This window comes from Mycobacterium pinniadriaticum, from assembly GCF_026242045.1.
GTDB lineage: Bacteria > Actinomycetota > Actinomycetes > Mycobacteriales > Mycobacteriaceae > Mycobacterium > Mycobacterium pinniadriaticum.
The window spans coordinates 143,106-167,559 of record NZ_JAPJDO010000012.1; the positions used below are offsets into that span (position 1 = coordinate 143,106).

The window sequence follows — 24,454 nt, forward strand, 5'->3', positions numbered from 1 at the left end:
CCATCGATCATCTGGCGCCGTGCGGTGACTAATCAATACACCGAACCACCGACATCCCGTCAGTCGTGACCCATTCCCTCCGCGTTGGTTTGGCGGATGAGTTTTTGGCGAGGCGGGCCTGAGCTGATAGGCGCTGGGCTGGGTGTCTCCCACGCGGTTTAGACGGTGTCGACGACGGCGTCTTCAATGTCGAGGGATTCGTCGATTGCGAGGTCCTCTTCGGCGGCCGCGGCGACGGCGTCGCGCAGGGTCGCGTTGATGAGTTCCTCGAGGGCGAGGTTGGTGTAGCGCTGGGTGCAGCCCTCGGCGAGCGACAGCGATATCAGCCGGCCCTTGTGATCGACGGACAACTCGACGTCGCCGTCGCCGCCGCTAGCGTCGATAACGATGCTGTCCCAACCGTTCTGCAGCTTCTGCAGCGCCTTACTGAGGCGTTCCATGCGCTCCAGCACCTGCTTGGACAATGCGACATCGGCTTCGTAGCCGGGGTATTCGAAGGCGGCCATTACTGGTCCTTCGGCAATTCGATACGGCGGCGTGAGGTGACCGTCGACGGCGCGGCTGCGGCGGCACGTTTCTTTTCCCCGATGGGATCGTCGGCGACGGCGGTTTCGCGGCGCTGCACCTCCCCCTTGACCATTTCCGCGTTGGCCTCACCAGGCAAATGGATGTTCTTGTCCGGGTCTTTCACAGCGCGGGCGCCGCCACCCTGGCCGCCCACACCGGCCATCGGCGGCATCATCATCGGCATACCACCGCCCATACCTGCCGCGGCTGCTGGTGCGATCCCTGCTGCGGGTGAGGCTCCGCGGATCGGGCCTGTCGCGCCCCCAGGGGCGCCCGCAGCGAGCATTCCTCCACTAGCGGCGGGCAGCGGCCCGGCGGCCGGTTCAGTGTCCCCACCGCCGCCGACACCGCCACCGCCACCGCCGGTGAAGTCACCAAGAGAGCCTCCGTCGAATCCCGACGCATCAAGCTTCCCGAGGTCGGGCTCGCTGAGGCCCTTGGTCAGACCCTCCATGGCCTGACCTGCCTGTGAGGCCACTGACTGGATCTGCTGCCCGATCTGGGAGGGCACTGAGGCGACCGCACCCAAGGTCCCACCGAGGACGCCGGCCAGCAGGGAGGGCAGCATCGCCGCCATCGGTGCGGCCTGACTCATCGGATCGCCCTGACCCGGGACACCGGCCAACGCTGGATCGGTGAGCGGGGCACCATCGGGCCCGAGTCCGTCCAGACCGGACTCCCCCACTGCCGCGAGGTCCTCGCCGCTACCGGTGGCGCTGTCGGCGTCCTCACCGGCCGCGGCGGCGGCGCGGCGGGTGGCCGGATCGTCGCCCGGACTGGTGGCCGGGTCGTTGGCGGGCTTTCCGCCTGGGCCGGTGGGCTCCACGACCGGGGCCACCGGCGGAGGAGGCGGAGGCGCGGCCGGCAGCTCGCCGATGTGGTAGTTGGCGGAGGCGAAGCCGGCCTGCGAATGCAGGGAGGCCAGCTCGCTTTGCAGCTTGGTCACGACCCCCGAATACGCGCCCGCATACCGCTGGTTGAGCAGCTGGGCGTTGGTGAGCTCCCGTTTCTTACTGGTGAAGGCCTGCGTGCGGGGAGTGTCCTGGTGGGCTGTGTCGAATCGCTGCCCATGTCCACCGGCCGCCATAGCCACCGTGTCCGTGTGCGAACTCATCCGATCTGCCCAGGCGGCGAAGCGCTGCAGCGCGGCGCTGAGCCGGGGACCGGCCTGTCCACGCAGGGATTCGTCGACGGCGGCTTGTGCCGCCCGGGCCGCTGCCGAGGAACTGGAGAACGCGGCGCCGTAGCGCTGGCAGCTGCTGACGAACGCCGAACCCGCCTGCGAGGAGCCACCTTCCATCATCGCGGCCGAAATCTCGCCATCGCGAAACGGTGCCGCGACGATCGACACATCGGGCACGGCGAGGTTGGTGGTCACCGCAGGAGTGAACGCCGGTGTCACACCGGCGCCCGCCCCGGCCTGCAACGACATCGTCGTGGCGTTGTCGCGATCCATCTGCCCGTACGCGGCGGCCATCTCCTGCACCGCCATCGCCGCCGAGCGCATCACCTCAGCGGCATCGGCGGCGCGCGACGCCATGACTGCACCGTGCTCGGTGAGCCGCGCCGACGCGCTGGTGGAGACCTCGTCGACAGCCAACGCGGAATGCACCGGCGGAGTGGCGGCCAGCGCGGCTAGGCATTGTGCTTGCGCGGCCAGCTGGCCGGCCACGCCGGCTAGCCCTGCATCGTTGACGTACAAGCTCACCATCGCAGCGTCCCCCTCCCCTCGGTGTGCTGTCTCGTCGTGCGTCAGAAGTCGATCGTGGCAGCGTAAGCGTTGACCTGCGGTTCGGTGGGTAGTCGACCGGAGATGCCCTCGACCCGGTTGGCTTCCATTTCGCGGCGGATTGCGAGCTGCGACCGCAGATACGCGAGCGTGTTCAGCCGTACGATGCGCGACGCCAGTTCCTGGTCGGGAAGGTCCATCGCTGCTGGTTCCAGCTGCACCGCGCGGGTGTCGCCGTTTCGGCCGACGTGCACGATGACGGACTGATCGTGATTGGCTGCCTCAAACACTGAGCGCTCCGGGTCTCTTACTCGGGGCTGATCGTCAGATTGGCGGTGTTCTGCTCTTCCATCGCCTCGAATTGGGCGGCGCTTGCGCGTAGCTGATCGGCCATTGCCCGATTCTTGCTCTCTTCGGCCAGCAACGCAGACTCGCGGGCATTTACCGCCTCAACCGTGGCTCGGCGTGATTCGGCGAACAGTGGTCCCCACGACTCGGATTCGGCCACCGTGCGGCCATGCTCGGCGCGGGCTGCTGCACATTTATCGGCAACATCGTCGTAATAGGTTGCCGCTTCGCGCAACTTGGCGGGATCGACGTTTAGGCCGTTCACAGTCATTAATTTACTCCTGGAATTGTTGGGGTCTGATCACTGATTTGTGGGTCCGCGGGGCGCTGTCGCCGACGGGGTCACCACGGTCTGGGCAGGCGCCGGGGCAGCTGGATGTTCCCAGCCCAGGAAGTTCGGACCGGTCTGCAACTGCTCCAGTGGGCTGACCTGCCCATTGACCCACACCTTGTTGTCACCGAGGGCCATCACCCGGTGATCAGTGAACTGCCCGATGTCGCCGAAGATCAGCCGCGATGGGCTCACCGGTCCAGTCACCGGCGCTCCCGCCGGGGACAAGTTGATGCCGGCCTGCCGGTAGGCGTCGTCGACCGGCATGCCCTCCAGCACGCCGCGACCCGCTTTGGCCAGCGCCGCCGAATCGGCGGTCACCGTCGCCCCATTCGGCAGCTTCACCGTGGTGTCGGCAGGTGCCGGCTGCCCCGTAGGAGCGACCTGACCTGTCCCGGCGGTCACCTCCTGCGGCGGTGTCGCGCCTTCTGTCCCGGCCGGTTTCGTCTCCGGCTTGGCACCGGACGGCGGATCCTTCACTGCGCCGTCATCGTCGGATTTCTCGGTGCGCCCGTGCTTATCGCCCAGGGCAGGGTCTTTGAGGTCCCCGGCAGGATCGGTAGCCGAGTCCTTCCCGGCGTCGGTAGCTCCCCGGATCGCCGAGCCGATTCCAGATCCGATGTCCCCCAACGGTAATCCGCCGCCGCCCATGGGCATCATGCCGCCCATCATTCCCGGCAGGGACCCCAGCGTGCCCATGCCCGGCCCAAACATCGACCCCAGACCCGACAGCAACGGGTCAGAGGCTAGTCCGTCAAGCATCGGATCCCCCGTCAAACCGGCTGGCGAGGTGTCACCCGCGGCCCCCGTAGGTGCAGTCCCCGCAGGTGCGGGCGCGCCGGGCGGTGTCCCCGCCGCACCGGTCGGGGTTTTCTCGCCGTCACCTCCATCGCCGGTCTTTGCCCGGGAGAGGGCGTCGTAGCGTGCCGTCAACCCATCCAAGACCGCGCTTTGCGACACAGAATCCAGTCCCGCGTTCTTGAGAACACTGGTGATGTCAGATGTCTTGCCCTGCAAGAAATCCGCGAGTTGTTGCTGGCCTGCCGAGGTGTCCAGGGTGGGGCCGAGCTTGGTGACCTGGTCGATGATCGACTGCTGCAACTGTTGCAGCTGTGCCTTGCCCTGCTCACTGGAGCTCTTGGCCGCCAGGATGGCATCGGCGAGCTTTTGGTCGGCCTCGTTGAGCGCGGTACGGTTCTTCTCCAAGGCCGCGTCAAGCCGTTTGGCTGCCTCGGCCGCCGCGCCGCTGAGCCCTTCCTCGGCTGGCGGACCCGATGCAGGCGCAGCTGGAGCATCGGGGGTGGGTGGGCCGGGAGTGGGAGCGGGGGGCGGAGGAAATAGAGGCAGATTGCCGCTTCCGGCCAGTGCCCTGTTGATGACTTCCATGGGTGCGGTGTCGGGATCGATTCCCATGTACTGCAGGGCTGCTCGCTGAGCGCCTGTCAGATGTGCGCGCGGATCGCCGGGCGGGGGGTCGTGGGGGGACGGGGTCAGTGGCGGCGGCGTGCCGAGCACTCGGGAGATGCCGCCCAGCAAGTCGCCTACGACGAGGTCAGGCCATGCTGTCATTGGTAGTCAGGGGCGCGGTGTCTGCGATGCAGACCCGTTTCCCCATCCCCCTTTCAATCCGTGCGTGCGGTTTTCCCGCACACGGCTTACCGATGATCTTCTGGACATAGTTACGCGGCCTTTGGGTAGCGGATGGTGCCACGCAGGCGGTGCAGGCCGTGCCCGTTGAACCACTCTTCGTTCCATTGATCGGCTTGTCCGGCACGTAGATTGCGGCCCCGCTTCTTGACCATCAAGCGGAACAACCGCCACACCACGTACTGGTCGATCTGGACGAACTTGTTGGCGGCGTTGCCGGTACGAAAGTAGTTACCCCAGCCCCGCAGGACCGGATTGAGATCCGCGATCACGTCACGGATGTCTGATCCAACCCGATTGCGGCCGGTACGGTCGCGAACCTTGTCCCGCAACCGGGACATGGCCGTCTGGCTGGGCCAGCGGTGCAGGTAGTAGCGCACGATCCGCCGTTGTTCCCACAACCGCCCCGACATACGCGCCCGGAAATGACAACCCAGAAAGTCCAGGCCATCCCGGCCGTCACGCAGGTCGACCACCTTCGTCTTGTCCGGATGCAGCCGCAACCCCAACGACGCCAGGATCTCTCCCACCGCCGCCAGAGCCGCCCTCGCTTGGGCCGCGCTGCGGCACAACACCACACCATCATCGGCGTAGCGCACCAACTCACCCACCCCACGGCGGGCCAGTTCAGTGTCGAGCACATGCAGGAAGATGTTGGCCAGCAACGGCGAGATCACCCCGCCCTGCGGGGTGCCCGCGACCGTCCGCGTCACCACCCCGTCGACCAACACCCCTGCTTGCAGCCACAACCGCAACAGTTTGAGCATTCTGCGATCCGAGACCCGCCTACCCACCTCGCTCAGTAGCCGGTCGTGGTCGATCTCACCGAAGAAATTGGCGATATCAAACTCGACCACGAACACATGACCCTCGATGAACCCGGTACGTAACCGCTCCATCGCCATCGTCGCCGACCGCTTCGGCCGAAACCCATACGAGCACGACATGAAGTCCGCCTCGAAAATCGGTTCCAGCACGATCTTGGCCGCCGCCTGGGCCACCCTGTCCCGCACCGTGGGAATCCCCAACGGCCGCTTACCGCCTCGTGGTTTCGGGATCTCCACCCGACGCGCCGGCGCCGGACGGTACACACCCTCGCGGAGGTCAGAACGCAACTCACGCAACATGCGGTCCACGCCGTAGTCCTCCACCGCGACCAAGGTGATCCGATCCACCCCAGCCGCACCCCTGTTCTTACGCACCCGCTCCCACGCCTCCCACAGGACGTCACCCCTGTAGACCCGGTCATAAAGGGCGTGGAAACGCCGACCCTCAGACTGCTTGGCAGCAGCCCATAGCGTGCGTTGCAGTTCTCGCACTTTCACCGGCGAGAAAACCAAAGGCTCCTCGACGGCTACGACGGGCCGTGACCCGTCGGGGTAGTTGGACCGAGAAATCCCGGTCATGCCCTCACGCTTACCCACTTCGCACCCGTGATCAAAGTCGGGGCCCTTCCCTCCCGGCGCGTTATGTTGCACGCCGATCAGCGGTACTACGACCCCATCGGACTCCCGCTGCCCTCCAAGGGATTTCACCATCGGCTTATACCCTTGGTCTTTGCCCGACAAGGCCAGGCAGACGGGTCTCTCCTGTTCCGAACCAGACTGTATGCACGTGCCGCCTCCCATACCCCGGAGAGACCCGACGAGCTGACCCCGGACCAGGGCTCGCCGGACATGGCCTTCGCCGTGACATGAGCGGCTCGGCTCTCCCATCGTGCGTCTGACGAGGCTGCAGAGTTCGCTTGACGCTACGGCCCGCACACTTGCTCCCTCCGAAGAGGCTCTTGACACCCCGCTCAGCCCGCCGCGTCTCCACGACGAACCGGGGCCTGCTACCCGGCGCTCCGGTACCTACCGAGACGGGACTTCCACCCGCTAGTCCAATCCAACTTTCAGGACGCAACATGTGCCGGACGATAAGCAGGATCAGCGATGGCGCGCTAACAGTAGCGGCACATTTGGACGCAAATATGGCCTGCTGGAAACGGTAACCAGCCCGTGTTGCCTCGGCGTCGATCGCCGCAAGCGCGGCTTCTGCTGACGGGCTCAGTTCATTGCGACCAAATTCGGCGGGAGCGTCAGCCAGCATTCGGTTCAGCCCGCATTCGGTGTAGCGCTTATCGTAGATGTTGTGGGTTTCTTGGATCGGCAAGGTCAAGAGCTGATGGCGGGGCTCGGTGTCCTCGGCGGGGACCCGGCGCCGCAGAATGGGCCTACGCTTGCTCCACCAGTTCCGTCGCTGCCCGACGGGCCCGGTGGGTTATTGCCGCCGGCTGAGCCCTATCAGCCTCCCCCGGCTGTGACACCACCTGGTGGCGGGCCGATGCCGCGCAGCACGCTGGACAATCTGCACGGTACGAACGATGCCCCGTATCCCATGCCGATCGTGCAGGACCCCAATGCGTTGGGGCCGTGGGATTGGATCGAGATCGCCCCGGGGATCTGGATGCCGCCCGGTGGTGCGACTCAAGAGCACTCCCCGCCCTGGCAGACCATGCCAATGGGCTGGTCTGGCGCCGGGGCCGACGACGCGCAAGCCGCCCACGCCGTACTGGCGCAGGTGAGCCGCAGCCGCGGTTCGTCTGACGAGGCGTTCGCCCAAGCGATCTTGGCCGCCAAGCAGGCCGCACGCGACAGCCAGGAGCGGCTGCAACAGATCCACGCTGAGGTTCAGTCCGGCGTACGGACATTGCAACCGTCGATGAATACGCCAGCGGGCCGACAGCAGATGGCCGATTTTCTGCAGAGCAAGGCCACTGAGGCGCGCGAGGTGATCCAGACCGCCCAGGATGCCTCCGCGCGAGCGGCCTCCGCGATGGGTTCGGCCGGGCAGGGTTACGGCAGCATCGCGCTGTAGCGGGGCTAGTTCTCGCCGGCGAGATGCCAGTGCAGGGTGCCGTCGTCGGTGGCATGCAGTCTCCATTCGGAGCTGCCACTGGATTGCAGTGTGGCGGTGAGGTTGTCGGCAACCGTAGGTGTCATCACCGGTTCAGCGAGGATCCCGCGCCGACCAAACGTGATCAGGTCCGGGGTGAGCGTTGCTTCGACGTCGACGCGTGGCCGGGACCCGAGCCTGGTGAGATCGCCAACGCTCTGGCGATAGCGGCATCTAAGTTGGGGTCGGCGGCGGCGATCGCGATGCGCGGGTCGGTGCGCGCGGTAGCGATCAGATCCGCCCACGTGATCGACGGTTGAAGTACTGCGCGCACGGTGCCATCACATGCAGCATCGAGCAAGCGGAATACCCACGCGGACAGTCGATTCAGCCGAGCTTCAGAAGCACGGTGCCGCCGCAGCGTGGGTGGGAACGCAATCACAGTGGCCAACGATGACACGTCGCCGCAGCTACTAGTCGACCGGCAGCCAGCGAGTCGGTCGGCGTGCTCGTGCATGGCTAGACGTTAGGGCGCGCATGCGGCCGCGGGCGCTTACAGGTAGCGTCACATTTGGCAAACCACGAAACGGGGTCGTTTATAGGTCGTGTTCGTGGCCTGGGGTGACGTCGTCGAGGTCGCGGTAGTAGTCGCCGATCGCCATGCGCTCGCGGGCTTGGATCATGCGGCGCAGGACATCGGCGCTGGTGCAGCCGCTCTCCTCCAGGACTGCTGGACTCGGGTTGAGCAGCAGACTCCATCCAGGCTTACGGCCGCGCATCTTCATGCGCTCCTCGGCGGCACAGGCTTTCTGTTTGGCTTCGGGGCTCTCGGCGGCCAACCGCAGTTCGAGGGTGAGTGCGGACAGCTCGGCTCTCTTGGCGTCGAGCGCATCGGAGTGTTCGAACGGTGCCGGCGGGTTGGCGAGCAAGTCGTCAAGCTGCGCCTGGTCGTGTTCAAGCTCTGCGGTCAGGGATTTCTGGTGGGCGAGCAGCCCGCTGTAGAGGTTCTCGACGCGGCGTATGAGACCACGCGCTTTGGCGGCACCGGGCTCGCCTGCGGTCGCGGTGGCGAGCAATTCATCGGCCTTGATGTCGGTGGTGCGCGACGGCACGGCCAGGCGAACGATGAGAGTGTCGTGCATCAGTGAGCGTGAGGCCAGGACCTCCACGCCGTTGATGGCCACGCCGAGCGGGTCCCACTGGGCGGCGCCGCGGTCCTTGCCCCGGTGATAGCCGGCGCGGCAAGCCGCCGCAAGAGCAGCGGCGGTGTCCGCACGGTCGGGGTGGGTCCTGCCATCGACGGTGATGCGCGCCGGGGACTCCGAAGCGCTGTGGCGGGCCGCCTGTTCGGCGATCGGCGCGAGCCGGTCGAGTGCGGCGCGCTGGGCGGGGATGGCACGTTCGAATTGGTTGACTCGCCAGTCGCGTTGGCGGATACCTTCGTTGTGGGCGCGCTCCAGGGCGGAGAGTCGTTTGACCTCGTCTTCGAGTTCGACCTGCTTGACGTAGCGTGGGTCGCCGGTGGCGATCGCTTTGGTTTCAGCGGCGGCCGATCCAATGTCTCCCCCACTGAGGTCTTCGATTTCGTTGTCGATGACTTCGTTACGGCGCATCTGCTCGATGAACAACGCCTTGGCTTGCACCTTCTGCCACATCACGGTGTCGTAGGTGCCTTCGGTGACATAGTTGACGATGTCGACGATGTCGTTCTGGTTGCCTTGCCGCAGGATCCGACCCTCGCGTTGCTCCAAATCCGCTGGACGCCACGGTACGTCGACATGGTGCAGCGCCCGCAGCCGACTTTGCACGTTCGTGCCGGTGCCCATCTTCTCCGTCGACCCGATCAGCACTGCGACCTCGCCACGATTGCACTGGGCGAACAGGGCTTTCAGTTCGGCCGGCTTGCGTGCCTCGTGGACGAACCGAACCGCCTCGGCGGACATTCCTCGTTCGATGAGTTCATCCTTGATGGCCTGGTAAATGGTGAACTGGCCGGGCTTCTTCGACGGAGTGCCGCGATCGCAGAACACGATCTGCAGTGGGCCGGTGCGTGCCAACGGCGCTCCGGTGTCGCGGTCCTGGTACACCCGATCGGCCAGCGGCGTGTGAATCCGCATAATGTCTTCGGCGACGGCAGCAGCCCGGCTGTGCGTGGGCTTGGCCAGGTGTGCCAGCCGTGGGTCCAGGGAGGCGTTGCGGCCGTCGCTGCTGATCTTGAGGACGTTGTCACGATCGGGCCGTCGCGCGTCAAAGTGGTCGGCCCGATAGCCGAGATCGGCAATGAAATCTGTGACCTCCACGTCTGGCTGCAAGCTAATGATCCGTCGTTGCCCGGTCGCGAGCTCCGGCAGCGCGACCGGCACCTGGTCGCGTGTGACGACGTCGGAGTAGGCCGATGAAAGTGCCAGCAGTTCAGGGAGATTAGTGAACTTTCCCACCCGCGTTACTGGGCGCAGCCGGGTACCGGTGGAGTTGACTTCGACGGTGGTCACGGTGGCGGTGAATGCCGCGCCCCAGTCCCCCAGGTCCTCGACGCCGGCGGCGCGCAGCAGGTCGGGCCGCAGGTAGCTTTGCATCACCCACAATTCGCCCAGCGAGTTGGCGATCGGTGTTCCGGTGGCGAAGGTGGCCACCCGCTCGATGACCTTGCCGGCGGGGATTCCGGCGGCTAGTGCCTCGTCACGGCGGCGCTGACGCAGGATTCTCAGTTTTAGGGTGAGGTCCTCGGCGCGTTGGGAGGAGTTCGGGCAGGACAGTTCTTCGATGTTGCAGATCCGCGCCTTGTTCTTGTACATATGGGCTTCGTCGATGAAAAGGTAGTCGCAGCCACTATTTTCGAAGCTGAGACCCTGGTCTTTGCGGGCCTGATCGGTGAGCCGCTCCAACCGTTCGTGGGCGCTTTTGACGGCGAGCTCGATGCGTTTCTTGGTGCGGTCGGATTCTGCGGTTTCCAGCTGGGCGCGCAGCTCGGCGAGTTGTTCTTCGATGTAGTCGACTCGGGCGGCGTTGTCGACACCGATGGCGGTGAACGCCGATTGCGGCACGATGACCAGGTCCCATTCGCTGGCCGCGGATTGAGCGATGAAGCGGCGTCGCCCCTCGGCGGTGGTGGCCGACGACCCGAGAAGCACTTTCGCCGCCGGATACCATTGGCCCGATTCGCGCCCGACTTGCTCGACGATGTGGTTGGGCACGACGATCCACGGTTGGCGCACCACGCCGAGTCGACGCAGCTCCATCGCGGCCATGAGCATGGTGCCGGTCTTGCCCGCCCCGACGACGTGGTCGAGCAGCGTGGAGGGTTCAGCGACGATGCGGGCGACAGCGTTGCGCTGGTAGAAGTGCGGGGTGAAATGATCCGACAGACCGGGTAGGCGCAGTTTGGAGCCGTCGTAGCGTGGTGCGCGCAGTGAGTTGAAGCGGCGGTTGTACTCGGCAACCAGAATCTCGTTGCGGGCGGGATCGTTGAAGATCCATTTCTGGAATTCTTGGGTGATCTTCTCGCATTTGGCTTGCGCGGCGAACGTGGCCTGCACATCGAGCACGCCTTCGTCGGTGTTGAGGACGATGCTGCGGGAATTACATACGGCGTCAAGAAGACTGATGGCGTCGCAGCGCTCGCGGTTCAGCCCCCAGGTTTCGGTCATGAGCCGCCCGTAGCGCTTGTGCTTAGGGACCTCGACGGTCCAGCGTCCACCGAGATGCTCGGCGGTGACCTCGGTGACATCGAAGGTTTCCCGGGCGAACTGCGCGATGAAACGCGCGTCGATCCACGGTGCGCCGGGGCGGGCTTTGATTACCTGCGCGGTGCGGTCGGCCGGGACGACCTCGCGCAGCGCATCGGCGTAGGCCTGGTAGGCGGGGTTGTGCTCGGCGGCCAGTGCGGCCTGGGTGTACTTCTCGCGGACGTTGCCCGACAACGCGGTGGTGGCCGGTATCAGTTCGTCGGGATCATCGAGGCTCGGATAGACCAGGCCGTCGATGAATGCGCGCGCATCGGTGACGGGAACCTCGAGAAGTGCTGCGATGTACTCGATGTCGACACGCAGGTTGCGGTCCAGGCTCATCGCGAGCGCATCTCCTGGGCTGTCGGCGGTCCGCCGCTCGCGGGCGGGGGTGAGCAGGTCGGTGGAGAAGATGGGTGCTTTGCGGGCTTGGCCAGTGTCTTCGTCGAAGATTTCCAGCGCCGACACGACCGCCCATCCGGGATCGTGGCGCATGCCGCCATCGAGGTGTGCCCGCTTCTTGTACGGAGCGGGGGCTTCCCATGCGGCGGTGTCCCACTGTTCGGCGAGCCCGTCGGGGATCGGGCCAGGGTAGGGTGCGCCGGGATGACCTTCCTTGTCCCGCCACCGGGTTTCGGCCGCCGCGACCCTTTCGTCGTGGCGGTCCTGGGTGATCTCGTTGGGGTGGATCCAGGTGAAGCGGTTGACGGGTCCGTGGCGGCGGACGTAGTTGTCGTAGAGGGTGTTGAGGTGCCCGCGCAACTGGTCACGCTCAGCCGGTGGCCGGCCGTCGCGTTGTGAGGTGATCAGACTGGTGGCGACATCGCGCAGGGCGATGAGTTCGCGGGTTTCAGCCAGCCGCGTCTTCGGGGTGGGATTGGGCTCCCAGCGGTGACCGGACCAGCATTCGATGCCTTTGGTGTCGGGGTTGTAGCGCAGCGTGTACAGCGGGGTGTCGGTGCCGCGGTGAGCCACGGTGATCAGGCCGGGGTCGAAGGTGTCGGGTGAGACGACGGTCAGCGACTCTGTGGTGGCGCTCAGGCCGTGCCCGCGCGCCACGGCAAGGTCGATGATGTCGGTGAGTCGGCGCGCCAGCTGCTCGGCCAGCTCGTCACCGATGTCGCCGTCGACGGCCAGCGTGGGTGATCCGTTGAGACCGTGGCCGAGGGTCATGGTGCCGAGCACGTGGTGTGGGTGCGCGGCGTAGTAGCTGTTGACCAGAATCTCGGTCGGCTCGCCGTCCTCGTCGAGGAACCCCGAGGTGGTGTTCACCCACTCCGGGGTGTGCTCGGGCGCACGCTGGTCGGGTTCGCGGCGGCGCAGGATGAGCAGATCGGTGACAACGTCGGTGCCGGCGACGCGGGCGAACGCCTTGGAGGGCAACCGGATTGCCCCAACGAGGTCAGCGTGTTCGGCGATGGCGCGCCGGGCGGCGGGTTTAGCGGAGTCCAGCGTGTAGCGGCTGGTGAGCACGGCGACGTATCCGCCTGGTGCGGTGAGCGCCAGTGATTTGCAGATGAAGTGGTTGTGCACACTGAACCGTTGGGGGTTGTGGCTGGGATCGGCGATCACGTACCGGCCGAACGGCACGTTGCCGACGGTGAGCGCGAAACTGTTCTCCGGGATCCGGGTGGCTTCGAATCCCTGGTTGCGGATCTGCGCCGAGGGGTACAGGTGCGCGGCGACCGCAGCGGTGATCGCATCGTTTTCCACACCGATCATGACCGCATCGTCGGGGGCATGCCCGATGAATGTGCCGCTGCCGCACCCTGGTTCGAGAACCCGGCCTCCGGTGAATCCGGCGCGGCGCATGGCTTGCCAGATGACGGCGGCCACTGCGGGGTCGGTGTAGTGCGCGTTGAGGACCGACGCTTCGGCCTGCCGGTACTGCTCCACCGTGAGCAGGTCCCGCAGCTGTTGGCGTTCGCTGGTGAAGGTGTCGTTGCGCGGATCGAGGACCTCGGGTACCGCGCCCCAGCCTGACCACGCGGCGAGCACGGCCTGCTCGTCGACGGTGGCGGGACGGCCGGCCTCGCGCAGCGCGTCGAGCAGTTTGATCGTCGCGATGTTCGCCCGCACCCGGGCTTTGGCACCTGAGGGCACCAGTGTGTGGGTGCTGGCAGGAAAGTCGGTGGCGGTGCGAAATGCCGCCGGCGCCCGCGGCTCCTCCTCCACGACCTCCTGTGGTGCGTCGGCGCTCGGGGCGGGTGGTGTTGGCGCAGCGGTGATCTCGGGTGTGGCTTTTGTTGGCGGCGGAAGAGGCTGGCCGCCGGGGTCGACGCTGCGCGGGTCGGTCGGCTGATCGGCGGGCTCGTCGAACAGCGACGCCTGCGGGGTTACCGCTCGGGTAGGCCGTCGTGGCGCAGGTCGCTGTACACCAGCGCTGCCAGTTCCTCGGTCAGCGGGTCCTCGCGATGTGCCGGCAGCCCCAGGTGATCCTCCGCGCGGGCCGCCAGGAGGTAGCCGGCCTTGATCCGGAACACCGCCGAGAAGTCCGGGTCTGGCCATATCTGGGCGACCAGGTCTTCGATCTGATCGCTGGGGTCGCTGCGGTACTGCGTGCGGGTCCAGCGCTGATCCCACGGCACCTGATTGCGATCCAGGCTCGCCGGTGTCGCGGTGGTCTCGTTCGGCGGATCCTGCGGCTCCGGGATCAGCTCGTAGAGCTGCTCGCTGAGCACGATCTCCTTGGCCGAGGCCATCGCCGTGTTGAGCAGTCCCACCTTGGTCAGGTAGTCCGGGTGCGCCCCGGTCCGCTGCGTCCACTCGGTCACCGACTGGGCGCCCATCTGGTCGGCCAGCTCCGCGATCTGTTGGCTGATCCTGGCTGCCTCGTCCTCGAGGAACGTCGCCGACTGCTTCGGTGTCCATTCCGGTGGCAGCGCCAGGTGCTGGCTGTACACGTCCTGAACGATCTGACGTATCTCCGGACTGCTCACCGCTGCCTTCCCCGTCGAGGATGCTGAACAGATCCGGCTGGTCGCGATCTGTGTTGCGCCTGCGGGCCATATTGTCCTCTCCGGGGTGGTGGTGTCGGGGTCTGGGTAGCCGAGGGTGCGGCAGAAGGTCCGCCAGCGGCGATCGGCGAGGGCTCGGTATTCGTCTGGGGTGATGGCCGATTCGTACTCGGACGCGGGTGTGGTCATCGCTAATGCCCGTCGTCGTCGTTGGTGGTGCTCGCGCGCCGCGTGGTCGGGGCGTCGGCGCCGGACCGAGCGTGTCGGCTACCACCAGTGGGGTGTTGGGCGCAGCAGTGCTGGCCCCCTCCGCTGGGGCGGCGAGCGGTGCTGCCGGGGCGCATCCGCAGGAACCGGCTTGGTCGAGTGCGTCGAGGACAGCTTGCGGCGGCGTGCGTGGTGCGGTTGATGGCGTCGGTGACCGTGCGCGCCTCTTCGTCCGCGTCGCGGGGCATGGCGAGGCTTAGTGACGTGTTCATGCGTCTTGGACTGCATCCAGAAGTGCGTTGGGCGCGTGATCGGCGCCGGCATCGGGGTAGTGCCAATAGGCGCCGCGGGAGTCGGCTTTGGCGAGGTGTTGGTTCAGCTGCCTCTGCGCAGCGGCTTGCGCGGTGCTGTTCGCATTGCGGTGGTGCGCGCGGGCGGTGTGGACTAGGTGGTGCAGGACGCACAGTTGGGGGTAGACGGCGATGGCGGTAATACGCCCGGCGACCTGCTGGGTTGTCAGTGGTTGCTCGGCGTCACGAAGGTTGTCCAGCAATTGATTACGTAAGGCCACGGTCGTCGATGACGGGGCGCGGGTCATGACGACTGTTCTTCATCGTGTTCGCCGCAGCCGCCGACGGTGATGTCGCGCCAGGGAATGAATCGTTCTGGTTGCCGGGAGGCGCATGGACACCAGAATCCCCACTCGCGGATGTGGGGTCCGGTGACAATGATTGTGAGGCAAGGAGTTTCGTGTCCCTGGATGTCGTGGGGCAGGCACACGCGGTGGCGGTGGGTTGCGCGGCGCACCCCGATGTTCCCGCGGCGGCGCACGGTGGCTCCGGTGGCGGTGATTTCGGTGTAGCGGCCGTGCAGGATCATCGACGCGAACCACCACGGGTGGTCGTGCAGCCCGACTGGGTCGTCGGAGGCCACGAAGCGGTGCAGGTAGATGTTGAGCCAGCGGTTTCTGGGCACCAGGTACCAGCGCTGCAGGTAGGGATGCTGCGAGTTGTTAATAATCTGGTGTGGTTGGCGGCTCAGCAGCATGTCAAGCCATCGGCCGGTTCGAGGGTGGGAGACGGTTGCGCTCATGTTGGGTGCCGCCACCTCTCGGCAGCGCCGGCCTGCGGGAGCGGGCTGTTCGTCGACCGCACGGTGGCCGCCGTCTGGCATTCGACAGCGCTACTGGGCGCGAAGCCGCTAGCGAACGCGTAGACCATCAGGCACAGCAGCATTGTGAGCGTGATCCCGACCACGATCAGCAGAGCTCCGAACCGGTAAACGGTGCGGTCCTGTCGAGCCGGGTCACGCGCGGCCGGGGCGGAGCTCACCGGGGATGTGATATGCGCCTTGGTCGCCCACGCTCCCCCGGCGCCCGGTGCGACTTCTACGGCCTGCTCGTCGCTCGAGCCGCAGCTCGCAGATGGGCGGCGACGCGCAGCGAATCGGCTACCGGCTTGCGACCGGGGACGGGGGCTGCCTTGAAATGCTGCTTCCAGCTCGGCGATCTCGGCATCGGTATCCGTGTCGGCGACAGCCACCCAACTCACTATGCGGCCCTCGCTTCGATGCTGCTCGACCTTGCCGTGGACGCGCAGTACACACAATGCCCGGTACACCTGTTCTTGCAGTGGCGCGACGGTCACCGCACTACCGGCGCACAAGGGACGCCCGGGTGCCTTGTCCCGTAGCTCACTGGTACTCATGGGTCGTCGTGTCATTCGCAGCTGGGCCAGCAGATCGTCGCGGAGTCGCTGACCAACCTGGTTGGAGTACTTGCGGTGGTCAAGCACTGCGGCGCTCCTGCGCCAGGTCGGCGGCATACCGGACGGCCGCACGGATGGCGATAGCGCGGCGGCGATACGCCTCGGGCTGACGGGCCAGTCGCTCGGCAAGTTTGTCGAGCTTCTCGCGGGCCGCTGCCAGGCCCACAGCGTCGCGCAATCCGGGCAGGTAGACCCCAGCCCAGACCCCGTCGGTGGCGCCGAGTCGTTGGGCATCAAGCGCGCATTTGCGCTGGATGGGGCAGTTGTTGCAGACCGCGATCGCACGCGCCCGGTGCACTGCATGGCTGGCGAACCAGTCCGAGTCATCGCCGTACCGGCACAGGCCGGCGTCGTCAGATGCGGATGGGTCAGTGTCTGTGTGTGCCATTCCCGGCTCCTCGCACCTAAAGCTGACCATATAGTCAACTAAAGACGTTTTACCACACGCATAGTTGATTCTCTAGGAGCATATAGTTAATCGCCTTGTGAAAACTTGCAGCTTGTACCGATCGGGTCTGCCAGGATTCTTCTGCCTACCGTCCTGAGCTCGTCAAGCAAGGCTTGCCGGGCCGTGGTGAGCACGTCAGACACCCGATACCTCTCCTCGGCGAGCTGTGCCACGCTGGCAACGGCCGGTCGCCGCCGAGCACTAGCCAGGCATCCACCGCCAGTTCCAGACTGGCGCGAGCTTCCTCGATCAGGTCCAACCCGACGCCCATCTAGGGATCCGCGCAAACGCGGGTAAATGCCATGTCTAGCCAACCGACGGGCGTGTTGATCTGCAAGGGATACAGCGTATTCCGCTGCGTGAGCGGCGGAAAACCCCCGTGCAACCCACCTCGGGTAGTCGGGAGCTCACTCCCCGCGTGTCGACCGCCTTCGACATGCGCGTCGACGAACGCGGCCACGACCGGTCCGTAGTGTCAGCGAGCGCGGGGTCCAGGACCGAACCGCGGATCGGCCAGAGAGACGTGCTGACGGCGTCGCGTGGAATCGTTGAAAGCTGTGGCAGCAACACTTATCGCTGCGTGCTGAAGACGTTGCCGGTGCTGTGAGGGCTGTTTGTGGTGATGCCTTCTCCCACCCAGCCCTGTGTCAAACACGAATTTAGTTAACTAAACATGACTACCGTCGTTCGGCGTTGCAGGTGTGTCACGACTAAACGTCTCTGATTAGCATCGGTTCGCTAGATTGATCGACAGGGCACAGGTCTAGCTCGCTACAGTGGACTTTCACTGACTAGAAGGTGGCGATGACGACTGCGGACGCGATGCCCGATGGCGGTATTGACCCGGCGAACGCCCGTGTGGGGCACGCCGTGGCTGATCGCCGCCTGGAAATGGGTTTCGCGACACAGCGCGAGCTCGCTGAAGCCGCCGGGGTCGCACTGAACACCGCAGCGCAGCTGGAGCGAGGACACACGTTTCCTCGCCGGTCCAACGCGCACAAACTGGAACAGGCCCTGAAATGGCCTACGGGCACGCTAGCCGCGCTTCGCCGCGGCGAACCGGCTCCGGGCGGACAGCCGCTATCACCAGCGCAGGCCGCGGCCATCACAACAGCCCCATCTGCACCTTCGACCGCAGTGAGCAGCGTGCACGCGGTCGCGATTGCCGGCGGTGTCGTCAACGTCGCTGCCCGGGCGATTCAGATCCTGCTTCGCCATGCCGCCGACGACCCGGAAACCGGTGCGCTGCTGCGGGATCTGGATACCCAACTGTTGGGCCTGGAGACGATGATCGCGGCCAGCCTTCCGCACGCCGCGGACTCGTTCGATGACACGATGCTGGCGCTGGCCGAAGTCCACCGCCACCGCGAAGCCTTGAAGGCTGCCGCGCAAAAAGCTGGCTAGGAACGACCAAACGTCACGCTGCGACGGGCCGACGGGCGATGAAATCCTTCGGCATGGGCGCAATCCGCACCACATCGCCGCTCTGCGGCGCGTGTACCACCTCCGTCGGTGAGATCGCCAGCTGGACGTGTCCCGGCCCCTGTGAATCCCACGAATACTTGGGGAAGATCAGGTCACCGGCCTGGACGTCGCCGGGTGCCACCGGAACGCCCTGCCTGACCTGGGTGTAGGTGTCGGGTCCAATCGTGACACCAGCCTAACCCCATGCCCACTGTGTCAACCCTGAGCAGTCAAACACCCTGGGGCCCTTAGCACCCCACACATACGGCGTGCCCTGCTTGGTTAGCGCGGCCTGGACTGCCATCTGAGCCAGCGGGCCGCCACCAACCGAGCGCGCACCGGGTGCGGTTGGGAATCCACCGGGCCCGCCGCTCTGGCGCGCACGCCCGGCCAGGCCGGTGAGAGCTGACAGGTTGGGGATGCCGGGCGTGCCGCCGCCGAGGCTCATGGGTGACATAGCGCCCATGCCGCCGCCCATCATCGGTGACAGGCCGCCACCCATGCGTGAGCCCACTCCCCCGTAACCGCCAGCACCACCGCGAATCAGCTGGGCCAGTAGCACATTGCGCTGTTCGGACACCTTCAACAGCGACTTTGCGCGATCCAACTCCAACTGCAGATGATCCACCAGCTGACGTTTACCGGCCGCGGTATCAGTACTAGGCGCGATCGCCGCCACCCCGCGCCGGGTGTCATCAACGACGCCGGTCATACCGTTACGGCCGGACTGCGATGTATCCGCGGCACCACCGAAGCCCGATCCGGTCGCCCCGTCAGCGCCAATCACGTTGTCCAAAGCCAATACCCGACCACCACCGGCCGCCAGATGCGTAGACGACGCCGCACCACCCCAGCCCGCAACCACTCCCCCGGCCGCAGCAATCCCGTCCCGGCCCGCACTCAACACCTGCGTACTCGACCAGCCACTACCCTGCGGCGCGGCCCCATACAAGCTCCGAGCATCACCGAGAACCTGGCCCACCTGGGCCACCAGACCCTCCAGTGACATGCCCCGCAGTATGTCCGACACCCACCACAACCCGCTAACACCAACACCACATTGGTCACTCGCCGTATCGAGGTGCCGGCAACCTACCGACGTCGAAGGCACACACATCCGGTCAACGCGGGCCACCAACGTTTGGTCGGCGGCAGGTCAGCGATTGACGGCTGCAGCTACCTCGGCCGCCCTCCGGACAAGATCAGATGGTGCTCGTCTCCACAACCAGCGATGGCGATAAGGCGAATCAGCGAGCGAGCGCCTCGGCGATATCGACGACCTCACACGGGGTCGGCCTATTTCGGCGCCTGACCTGAGTGCCTCGACATCGGTGGTCTGCCAATGTTTCCACGTCGACGGTGCAGCGCTCCGCGGCGCGCACAGGTGTCAAACACCAACCCACGAGTGAGGCTCGCAACACCCTGTTCCGCATCGTTTTCCCATGATCATGGATAATCGTCATTATCCATGAAAGAGATGTCGAGCGGTTTCAGGACGAGTTCGTGCGAATCCATCTCTTTTCGGCCGCGACACCCTTGGTTCGCATACGCGACGGCGCGGTCGGACGAATTGCCCTCCTGTCCTGCATTAGACACGTTCTCGGGACTCAAGGCCGGCGAGCTGCTCAAACGCCTTTGCCGACGCATACTCATGAGGCATCGGCAGCTGGAGATTAACGCTGGCTAGGTTCAGCGCTAGTTAGTTTAGCTAACCGATGGCCTATCTTATGTCTATATTATGTCAGGTTGCTAACGAGATCCATTGCTCCCGTTAGCATTTGCCGCCGCCCTGCCCTCCCTCCCCTCCTCCTCCTCCTCCTGACATTGATCCGGTCTCGATGGATCTGGCGGTATTCGCAAGGAATCTGGCGGAGTTCGGATCAATCGCGAATTCCCAGCAGATCTGGCGGTTTGAAATTACTTGCGATCGCGCGTCGAGTCCCTAATCGTTCGTTCCCCGAATGGGGCGTTCCGTCCGTGAAGTTGGCCACTCCCCCGCCGGGGGTGTCAATGGCCAAGTTGAAGTCCCCGCTGGTGGCCAGATGAAAGTCCCCACCCCGTGCGGTGATTCTCAGATTGGTTGAGGGTTCTCCTTTCGGTGGTGGGCGTCCTTCATCCGGTAGGACTTGCCGTCGGTGATGACGACGGTGGCGTGGTGCAGGAGACGATCGAGGATGCTGACCGCGGTGGTCCGCTCGGGTAGGAACCGGCCCCATTCCTCGAAGGGCCAGTGCGACCCGATCGCTAGGGATCGGCGTTCGTAGGCGCCGGCGACAAGCCGGAAGAGCAGCTGCGTGCCGGTGTCGTCGAGTGGCGCGAAGCCAAGTTCGTCAAGAATGATGAGGTCGACGCGCAGGAGGGATTCGATGATCTTTCCCACTGTGTTGTCGGCCAAACCGCGGTAGAGCGTGTCGACGAGGTCGGCGGCGGTGAAGTAGCGGACCTTGTGTCCGGCGTGCACCGCGGCGATCCCCAGCCCGATCAGGGTGTGACTCTTGCCTGTCCCGGCGGGACCGACCATCATCAGATTCTGTTGTGTACGAACCCATTCCAAACTCGACAGGTAGTCGAAGGTCTTCGGTGGGATCGAGGACGCGGCGACGTCGAAGGTGTCCAGTGTCTTGGCCACGGGGAACCCGGCCGCCTTGAGCCGGTTGACGACGTTGGAGGCATCCCGTGCCGCCAGTTCGGTTTCGACGAGGGTGCGCAGCACTTCCTCGGGGGTCCAGCGTTGCGTCTTGGCCGTCAACAGGACCTCGGGGGCGGTGCGCCGGATCGCCGCGAGCTTCAGCCGACGCAACCCGGCGTCCAGATCAGCTGCCAGTTGCGGAACCGGCAGTGGTGCAACCGCTTTGGTTGCCTTCGCTGATGTCGTCACAAGGTCACTTCGCCATCGACGACCGGGGAGATCTTGTAGTCGTCCAAGGATCTGGTCGGGGCGATCGGCAGGTCCAGGATCAACGCATCCCCAGCCGGGCGGGGTTGTGGGGTGCCGGCGCCGGCGGCCAGGATGGAACGCACGTCGGCGGCGCGGAACCGCCGAAACGCCACCGCCCTGCGCAGCGCCGCGATCAGCGCGTCGTTGCCGTGTGCGGCACCCAACCCGAGCAGGACCTCCAACTCTGAGCCCAGCCGGGTGTTGCCGATCGCCGCAGCGCCGATCAGGAACGCCTCAGCGTCGGCGCCCAACGCGCAGAACTGTTGCTCGATGGTCGTTTTCGGGCGTGGTCCACGGTTGGGTGCCGGACGCGGCCCGTCGTAGTGGTCGTCGAGGACCGACGCGCTGCCCGGGGCACCCAGTTCGTGTTCGGCCACGATCACCCCGGTGGCGGGTTCCACGATGCAGACCGCGCCGTGATCGAGGACCACGGCCACCGAGCTGCCGATCAGCCGGGTGGGCACCGAATAGCGCGCCGAGGCGTACCGGATACATGAGAGCCGGTCGACCTTGCGGATCACAGACGGTGCCCCGATCTGCAATCGTAGCGATGGTAGTGGTTGCAGCAGTTCATGTTCGACGAGCAAGCGTTCGTCGGGCACCGCGCAGATCTCCGAATGCACCGCCGCGTTGACCTCCACGCACCAGGCCTTCGCGGCGGTGTTCGCCTCCCGCAGATCGACCCGTTTCCCGGCGATCGCGGCCTCGGTGAGCAGCGGCACCGCCAAGTCGCGTTGGGAATAGCCGCACAAGTTCTCCACGATCCCCTTCGATTCAGGGTCATCGGCATGACAGAAATCGGGGGCGAACCCGTAATGACCTGCCAGCTGGACATATTCGGCAGTGGGAATCACCACGTTCGCGACCACGCCACCCTTGAGACACGCCATCCGGTCGGCCAGCACCTTGGCCGGGACCCCGCCGATCGCGGCGAACGCTTCGGCGATCAACGCCAACGTCGTGGACGCCCGCTGATCAGTGGCGAACGCCACGAAGCGCCACCGGGAGAACGCCAACACCGCGCAGAACAGAAACAACCCCGGGGCGGCCTCGGCCCAGTCGATCACCAGATACTCACCAGGTGACCACACCGCCGGCCGACGGCCCCGGTGATGTTCACTGCGCCACAACGCTTTCAACTCAGCGACCAGGCGCCGGAAGTTGCGCGCCGACCCGTCGCAGCCGGCGGCACGGGCGATCGGCAGCATCCGCTTGGCCGACATCCGACCCTTGGACTTCTTCACCCGTTCGGCGACCAGCTCGGTCACGGCATCGTAATTGTGGACCCGCTCAACCCGCGGCGGTGACGGTACGCCGGCCTGGTCGGCCTCGAACTTGTCCACGACCCGTTTGACGGTCTTCGGGGTGGTGTTGCACAGCTCGGCGGCTGCCCGGTACGACCCGAGCTGTTGATAGGCAGAAATGATGTCCATGCGTTCCTTCGCAGACTTCAATGGAACTCCCCGGTGGTGACGATGAGTGGTTGGCACCTTCACCGTCACCACCGGGGCCCGCAGTTCCTGATCGACACGACGAACACGGGGTGGGCACTTTTATCTGGCCACCAGCGGGGACCTCCACTTGGCCACCAGTGGGGACTTTTTCATGGCCACGGACAGGGGGATTGGCCGATATTTCGGCAAGTCCTCCGACGCCAATGACAAGACTGGACCTATGCCACCAGCACCCTGCACCCAGGAAGAACATCCACGTCGCGAGTTTCAGTAGGATCAGGAGTACGCGTCTGCAACCCTGCCGTCTCGCTCCCGTCTGACAGACTTTCGCGGAATTGGGCAACTCGGCCGGGAACAGTCGTCCGACATCATCGCTGCGACCTCGTCTGGATGCCGCTCGGCATACACCAACGCCAACGTCGTACCCCAGGACCAGCCGGCTAATACCACTGCTGCACAACAACACTGCATCGAAGTCGCTCCACGTCGCCGGTAAGGTTGTCGTTCGGGTTGGTGACGAGATTCGCCGAGGGATCACTCGCGTGGGGCGTGCTGCGCCCGCGCCCGCGCTGATCGACCAGCACCACCCGTTGCCTGTTCGTGCCGAAAAGCCGTCGCGTCCCGCTCGGAGGACCTGATTACCAAAGCGGGCCGCTGACTCTTACCTTGTCGAATCTGGTGCCGAACCCCGGTCTAAGAGCGGAACAGCTTGGCGTAGTCGGATCTGAACGGGTTGTCGCCCAGGAAGTTAGCCGAAGGCGCGGCGTATCCGAGCGCGACCGTATCTCGCGTGCTGATCACCATGGCATACATCGAGATGGCCTGGATGTATTTGATGAACTGCTCGACGTCCAGGTTGACTTTGTCGCCAAGCGATAGCTGAAGCCCAGGTGCATCCGTTAGGAACTTCTCGTCTACGCATCCTGCGTTGTGCGCCCAGATGTTTCGGATTGCTTCCGCTTCTTTGAACGCCGCGAGCAGGTTGGGCGGTATAGCGCCGTGACGGTCGAGCAACTCAAGGATCGCTTCGAACTTCGTTAGCGAGGTCTTTCGCTGAGACCGCGACTTGTTGAAGATCTTGGCGTAATCATCCTCGGCCTCAACAGCTGACATGGTGCGTGCGAGGACACCCTTGCAGAAGTCCTCAAAGAACGCTTCGAAGCCTGCCCATATCGCCAGTAGCAGCAGGCCGCGAAGGTATTCGAACTGAGCGCCAGTATCTTTAATCGGCTTGTTGTGTATGCCGAGAGTGTGTCCCAAGTTGTGGGCGTCGTTAGCGAGCTTGATGCCGCTAAAAGCGGATACGGTGAACTGGGTAACTTCTCCTACGAGCTCGGTAAATCGTTCGAATGCGAGCTGCGCAGGATCTTTAGCCGAGCCACCGTCGGTCATTTTTGGCCCCGTTCCGCTTTAACTCTCTTTTGCAGCTCATACGGCGAAACAGCGTTGGGATAGAGGCTATCGAAGGACGCCATGAACATGTTCCCATTTTGATGGCACTCCATCGGCGGTAACCCGTGCTTAGTGCGAAAGCGGTTCAGAACGATTGTGGCGTAGGTGTTTTGCGCCAGGATGTATTTTGCGATCATCGAGCCGTCAATCTTCACAGTCTCGCCAATCGAGATCTGGAGGCCAGGCGCCTGGTCAATCAGATCTTGGTCCGCTTGGCCGCTGTTGTGCGCCCAAACGTTGCGTACCTGCTGTGCTTCCATCAGAGCCTTCGCGAGGTCGATCGGGACTTGGCCGCCGAGATCAGCAAGGCGCAGCTGCTCTTCGTAGGGCCTTGCCCCGGTGTAGTGGACACGGGATTTGTGGTTACGCCGCTTGTGGCAGCGTAGCGAATGTGTGGTTGTTTTCGTAGGTGGCGGGGCTGGAATAGGCGCAGCGGGAGTGCCGTCGTCGGATGTTGTAGCGGACCAGCCAGCGGAACACTTCTCGGCGGCAGCTCGCTGCGTCGGGCCACTGGCTGCGGTCTTGGAGGACTTCGCGTTTGAGG

At 65.1% G+C, this 24,454-nt stretch carries 19 protein-coding genes and 2 pseudogenes; 2 read left to right on the top strand and 19 right to left on the bottom strand.

Annotated features, from left to right (window positions below; genetic code table 11):
• Nucleotides 1–158: 158 nt before the first annotated feature.
• The 6 genes from ORI27_RS16085 to ltrA form a co-directional block, all read right to left on the bottom strand.
• Nucleotides 159–506: a YbaB/EbfC family nucleoid-associated protein gene (locus ORI27_RS16085; RefSeq protein ID WP_265997832.1), complete on the bottom strand. Its 348-nt coding sequence runs from the start codon at nucleotides 504–506 to the stop codon at nucleotides 159–161.
• Complete coding sequence (locus ORI27_RS16090; protein ID WP_265997831.1) at nucleotides 506–2,275, bottom strand: PE domain-containing protein; 1,770 nt, start codon at nucleotides 2,273–2,275, stop codon at nucleotides 506–508. Before ORI27_RS16090 ends, ORI27_RS16085 begins: the two co-directional genes overlap by 1 nt.
• 44 nt (nucleotides 2,276–2,319) lie before the next feature.
• Nucleotides 2,320–2,586: a DUF2694 domain-containing protein gene (locus ORI27_RS16095; protein WP_265997830.1), complete on the bottom strand. Its 267-nt coding sequence runs from the start codon at nucleotides 2,584–2,586 to the stop codon at nucleotides 2,320–2,322.
• A gap of 17 nt (nucleotides 2,587–2,603) precedes the next feature.
• Nucleotides 2,604–2,915: a type VII secretion target gene (locus ORI27_RS16100; protein WP_265997829.1), complete on the bottom strand. Its 312-nt coding sequence runs from the start codon at nucleotides 2,913–2,915 to the stop codon at nucleotides 2,604–2,606.
• A gap of 30 nt (nucleotides 2,916–2,945) precedes the next feature.
• Entirely contained in the window at nucleotides 2,946–4,544 is a 1,599-nt protein-coding gene (locus ORI27_RS16105; protein WP_265997828.1) for a DUF4226 domain-containing protein, read from the bottom strand.
• 110 nt (nucleotides 4,545–4,654) lie between these two features.
• A complete protein-coding gene (ltrA, locus tag ORI27_RS16110; protein ID WP_265997827.1) occupies nucleotides 4,655–6,028 on the bottom strand; it encodes a group II intron reverse transcriptase/maturase in 1,374 nt (457 codons plus the stop codon).
• Nucleotides 6,029–6,755: 727 nt separating this feature from the next.
• Between ltrA and ORI27_RS16115 the strand changes: the two genes are divergently transcribed.
• Entirely contained in the window at nucleotides 6,756–7,481 is a 726-nt protein-coding gene (locus ORI27_RS16115; protein WP_266073994.1) for a DUF4226 domain-containing protein, read from the top strand.
• Between the two features lie 614 nt (nucleotides 7,482–8,095).
• On the opposite strand, the gene ORI27_RS16120 is transcribed toward ORI27_RS16115, so the two are convergent.
• The 6 genes from ORI27_RS16120 to ORI27_RS16145 all read right to left on the bottom strand — a co-directional run bounded on the left by ORI27_RS16120 (nucleotide 8,096) and on the right by ORI27_RS16145 (nucleotide 16,542).
• The gene (locus ORI27_RS16120) at nucleotides 8,096–13,399 is read right to left on the bottom strand and encodes a helicase-related protein (RefSeq protein WP_265997825.1); all 5,304 of its coding nucleotides are present in this window, start codon (nucleotides 13,397–13,399) and stop codon (nucleotides 8,096–8,098) included.
• A 161-nt stretch (nucleotides 13,400–13,560) separates the two neighbouring features.
• The gene (locus tag ORI27_RS16125; protein ID WP_265997824.1) at nucleotides 13,561–14,370 is read right to left on the bottom strand and encodes a hypothetical protein; all 810 of its coding nucleotides are present in this window, start codon (nucleotides 14,368–14,370) and stop codon (nucleotides 13,561–13,563) included.
• A 286-nt stretch (nucleotides 14,371–14,656) separates the two neighbouring features.
• Entirely contained in the window at nucleotides 14,657–14,986 is a 330-nt protein-coding gene (locus ORI27_RS16130) for a hypothetical protein (RefSeq protein WP_265997823.1), read from the bottom strand.
• Nucleotides 14,983–15,480 (bottom strand): hypothetical protein, encoded by a 498-nt coding sequence (locus ORI27_RS16135; protein WP_265997821.1) that lies wholly within the window; start codon nucleotides 15,478–15,480, stop codon nucleotides 14,983–14,985. The genes ORI27_RS16130 and ORI27_RS16135 overlap by 4 nt, the downstream gene beginning before the upstream one ends.
• Nucleotides 15,477–16,181 (bottom strand): hypothetical protein, encoded by a 705-nt coding sequence (locus tag ORI27_RS16140; protein WP_265997819.1) that lies wholly within the window; start codon nucleotides 16,179–16,181, stop codon nucleotides 15,477–15,479. The genes ORI27_RS16135 and ORI27_RS16140 overlap by 4 nt, the downstream gene beginning before the upstream one ends.
• On the bottom strand, nucleotides 16,174–16,542 hold the full coding sequence (locus ORI27_RS16145; RefSeq protein WP_265997817.1) for a WhiB family transcriptional regulator: 369 nt from the start codon (nucleotides 16,540–16,542) through the stop codon (nucleotides 16,174–16,176). The genes ORI27_RS16140 and ORI27_RS16145 overlap by 8 nt, the downstream gene beginning before the upstream one ends.
• An 864-nt stretch (nucleotides 16,543–17,406) precedes the next feature.
• On the opposite strand from ORI27_RS16145, the gene ORI27_RS16150 reads away from it, so the two are divergent.
• Nucleotides 17,407–18,006 (top strand): helix-turn-helix domain-containing protein, encoded by a 600-nt coding sequence (locus tag ORI27_RS16150; protein ID WP_265997815.1) that lies wholly within the window; start codon nucleotides 17,407–17,409, stop codon nucleotides 18,004–18,006.
• Nucleotides 18,007–18,019: 13 nt separating this feature from the next.
• Here the strand turns inward: ORI27_RS16150 and ORI27_RS33010 are convergent.
• The 7 genes and pseudogenes from ORI27_RS33010 to ORI27_RS16180 form a co-directional block, all read right to left on the bottom strand.
• Nucleotides 18,020–19,183: pseudogene (locus tag ORI27_RS33010) on the bottom strand (C40 family peptidase).
• Nucleotides 19,184–20,137: 954 nt separating this feature from the next.
• The gene (istB, locus tag ORI27_RS16160) at nucleotides 20,138–20,944 is read right to left on the bottom strand and encodes an IS21-like element helper ATPase IstB (protein WP_265997814.1); all 807 of its coding nucleotides are present in this window, start codon (nucleotides 20,942–20,944) and stop codon (nucleotides 20,138–20,140) included.
• Nucleotides 20,941–22,458: an IS21 family transposase gene (istA, locus tag ORI27_RS16165; protein WP_265997813.1), complete on the bottom strand. Its 1,518-nt coding sequence runs from the start codon at nucleotides 22,456–22,458 to the stop codon at nucleotides 20,941–20,943. Before istA ends, istB begins: the two co-directional genes overlap by 4 nt.
• A gap of 276 nt (nucleotides 22,459–22,734) precedes the next feature.
• Entirely contained in the window at nucleotides 22,735–22,929 is a 195-nt protein-coding gene (locus ORI27_RS33160) for an alpha/beta fold hydrolase (RefSeq protein WP_407666325.1), read from the bottom strand.
• Between the two features lie 222 nt (nucleotides 22,930–23,151).
• Complete coding sequence (locus tag ORI27_RS16170) at nucleotides 23,152–23,850, bottom strand: hypothetical protein (protein WP_265997812.1); 699 nt, start codon at nucleotides 23,848–23,850, stop codon at nucleotides 23,152–23,154.
• Nucleotides 23,847–24,170, bottom strand: coding sequence for a hypothetical protein (locus ORI27_RS16175; RefSeq protein WP_265997811.1), 324 nt, complete (start codon nucleotides 24,168–24,170; stop codon nucleotides 23,847–23,849). The genes ORI27_RS16170 and ORI27_RS16175 overlap by 4 nt, the downstream gene beginning before the upstream one ends.
• Before the next feature lie 103 nt (nucleotides 24,171–24,273).
• A pseudogene (locus ORI27_RS16180) lies at nucleotides 24,274–24,454 on the bottom strand (IS3-like element ISTesp3 family transposase); the annotation flags it as partial.

Bases quoted from the DNA above. Each gene is read 5' to 3' on its own strand.
- ORI27_RS16085 (WP_265997832.1), bottom strand. From the start codon at position 506: ATGGCCGCCTTCGAATACCCCGGCTACGAAGCCGATGTCGCATTGTCC.
- ORI27_RS16100 (WP_265997829.1), bottom strand. From the start codon at position 2,915: ATGACTGTGAACGGCCTAAACGTCGATCCCGCCAAGTTGCGCGAAGCG.
- ORI27_RS16105 (WP_265997828.1), bottom strand. From the start codon at position 4,544: ATGACAGCATGGCCTGACCTCGTCGTAGGCGACTTGCTGGGCGGCATC.
- ltrA (WP_265997827.1), bottom strand. From the start codon at position 6,028: ATGACCGGGATTTCTCGGTCCAACTACCCCGACGGGTCACGGCCCGTC.
- ORI27_RS16125 (WP_265997824.1), bottom strand. From the start codon at position 14,370: ATGACCACACCCGCGTCCGAGTACGAATCGGCCATCACCCCAGACGAA.
- ORI27_RS16130 (WP_265997823.1), bottom strand. From the start codon at position 14,986: ATGACCCGCGCCCCGTCATCGACGACCGTGGCCTTACGTAATCAATTG.
- ORI27_RS16135 (WP_265997821.1), bottom strand. From the start codon at position 15,480: ATGAGCGCAACCGTCTCCCACCCTCGAACCGGCCGATGGCTTGACATG.
- ORI27_RS16145 (WP_265997817.1), bottom strand. From the start codon at position 16,542: ATGGCACACACAGACACTGACCCATCCGCATCTGACGACGCCGGCCTG.
- ORI27_RS16150 (WP_265997815.1), top strand. From the start codon at position 17,407: ATGACGACTGCGGACGCGATGCCCGATGGCGGTATTGACCCGGCGAAC.
- ORI27_RS33160 (WP_407666325.1), bottom strand. From the start codon at position 22,929: ATGCAGTGTTGTTGTGCAGCAGTGGTATTAGCCGGCTGGTCCTGGGGT.
- ORI27_RS16170 (WP_265997812.1), bottom strand. From the start codon at position 23,850: ATGACCGACGGTGGCTCGGCTAAAGATCCTGCGCAGCTCGCATTCGAA.
- ORI27_RS16175 (WP_265997811.1), bottom strand. From the start codon at position 24,170: ATGGAAGCACAGCAGGTACGCAACGTTTGGGCGCACAACAGCGGCCAA.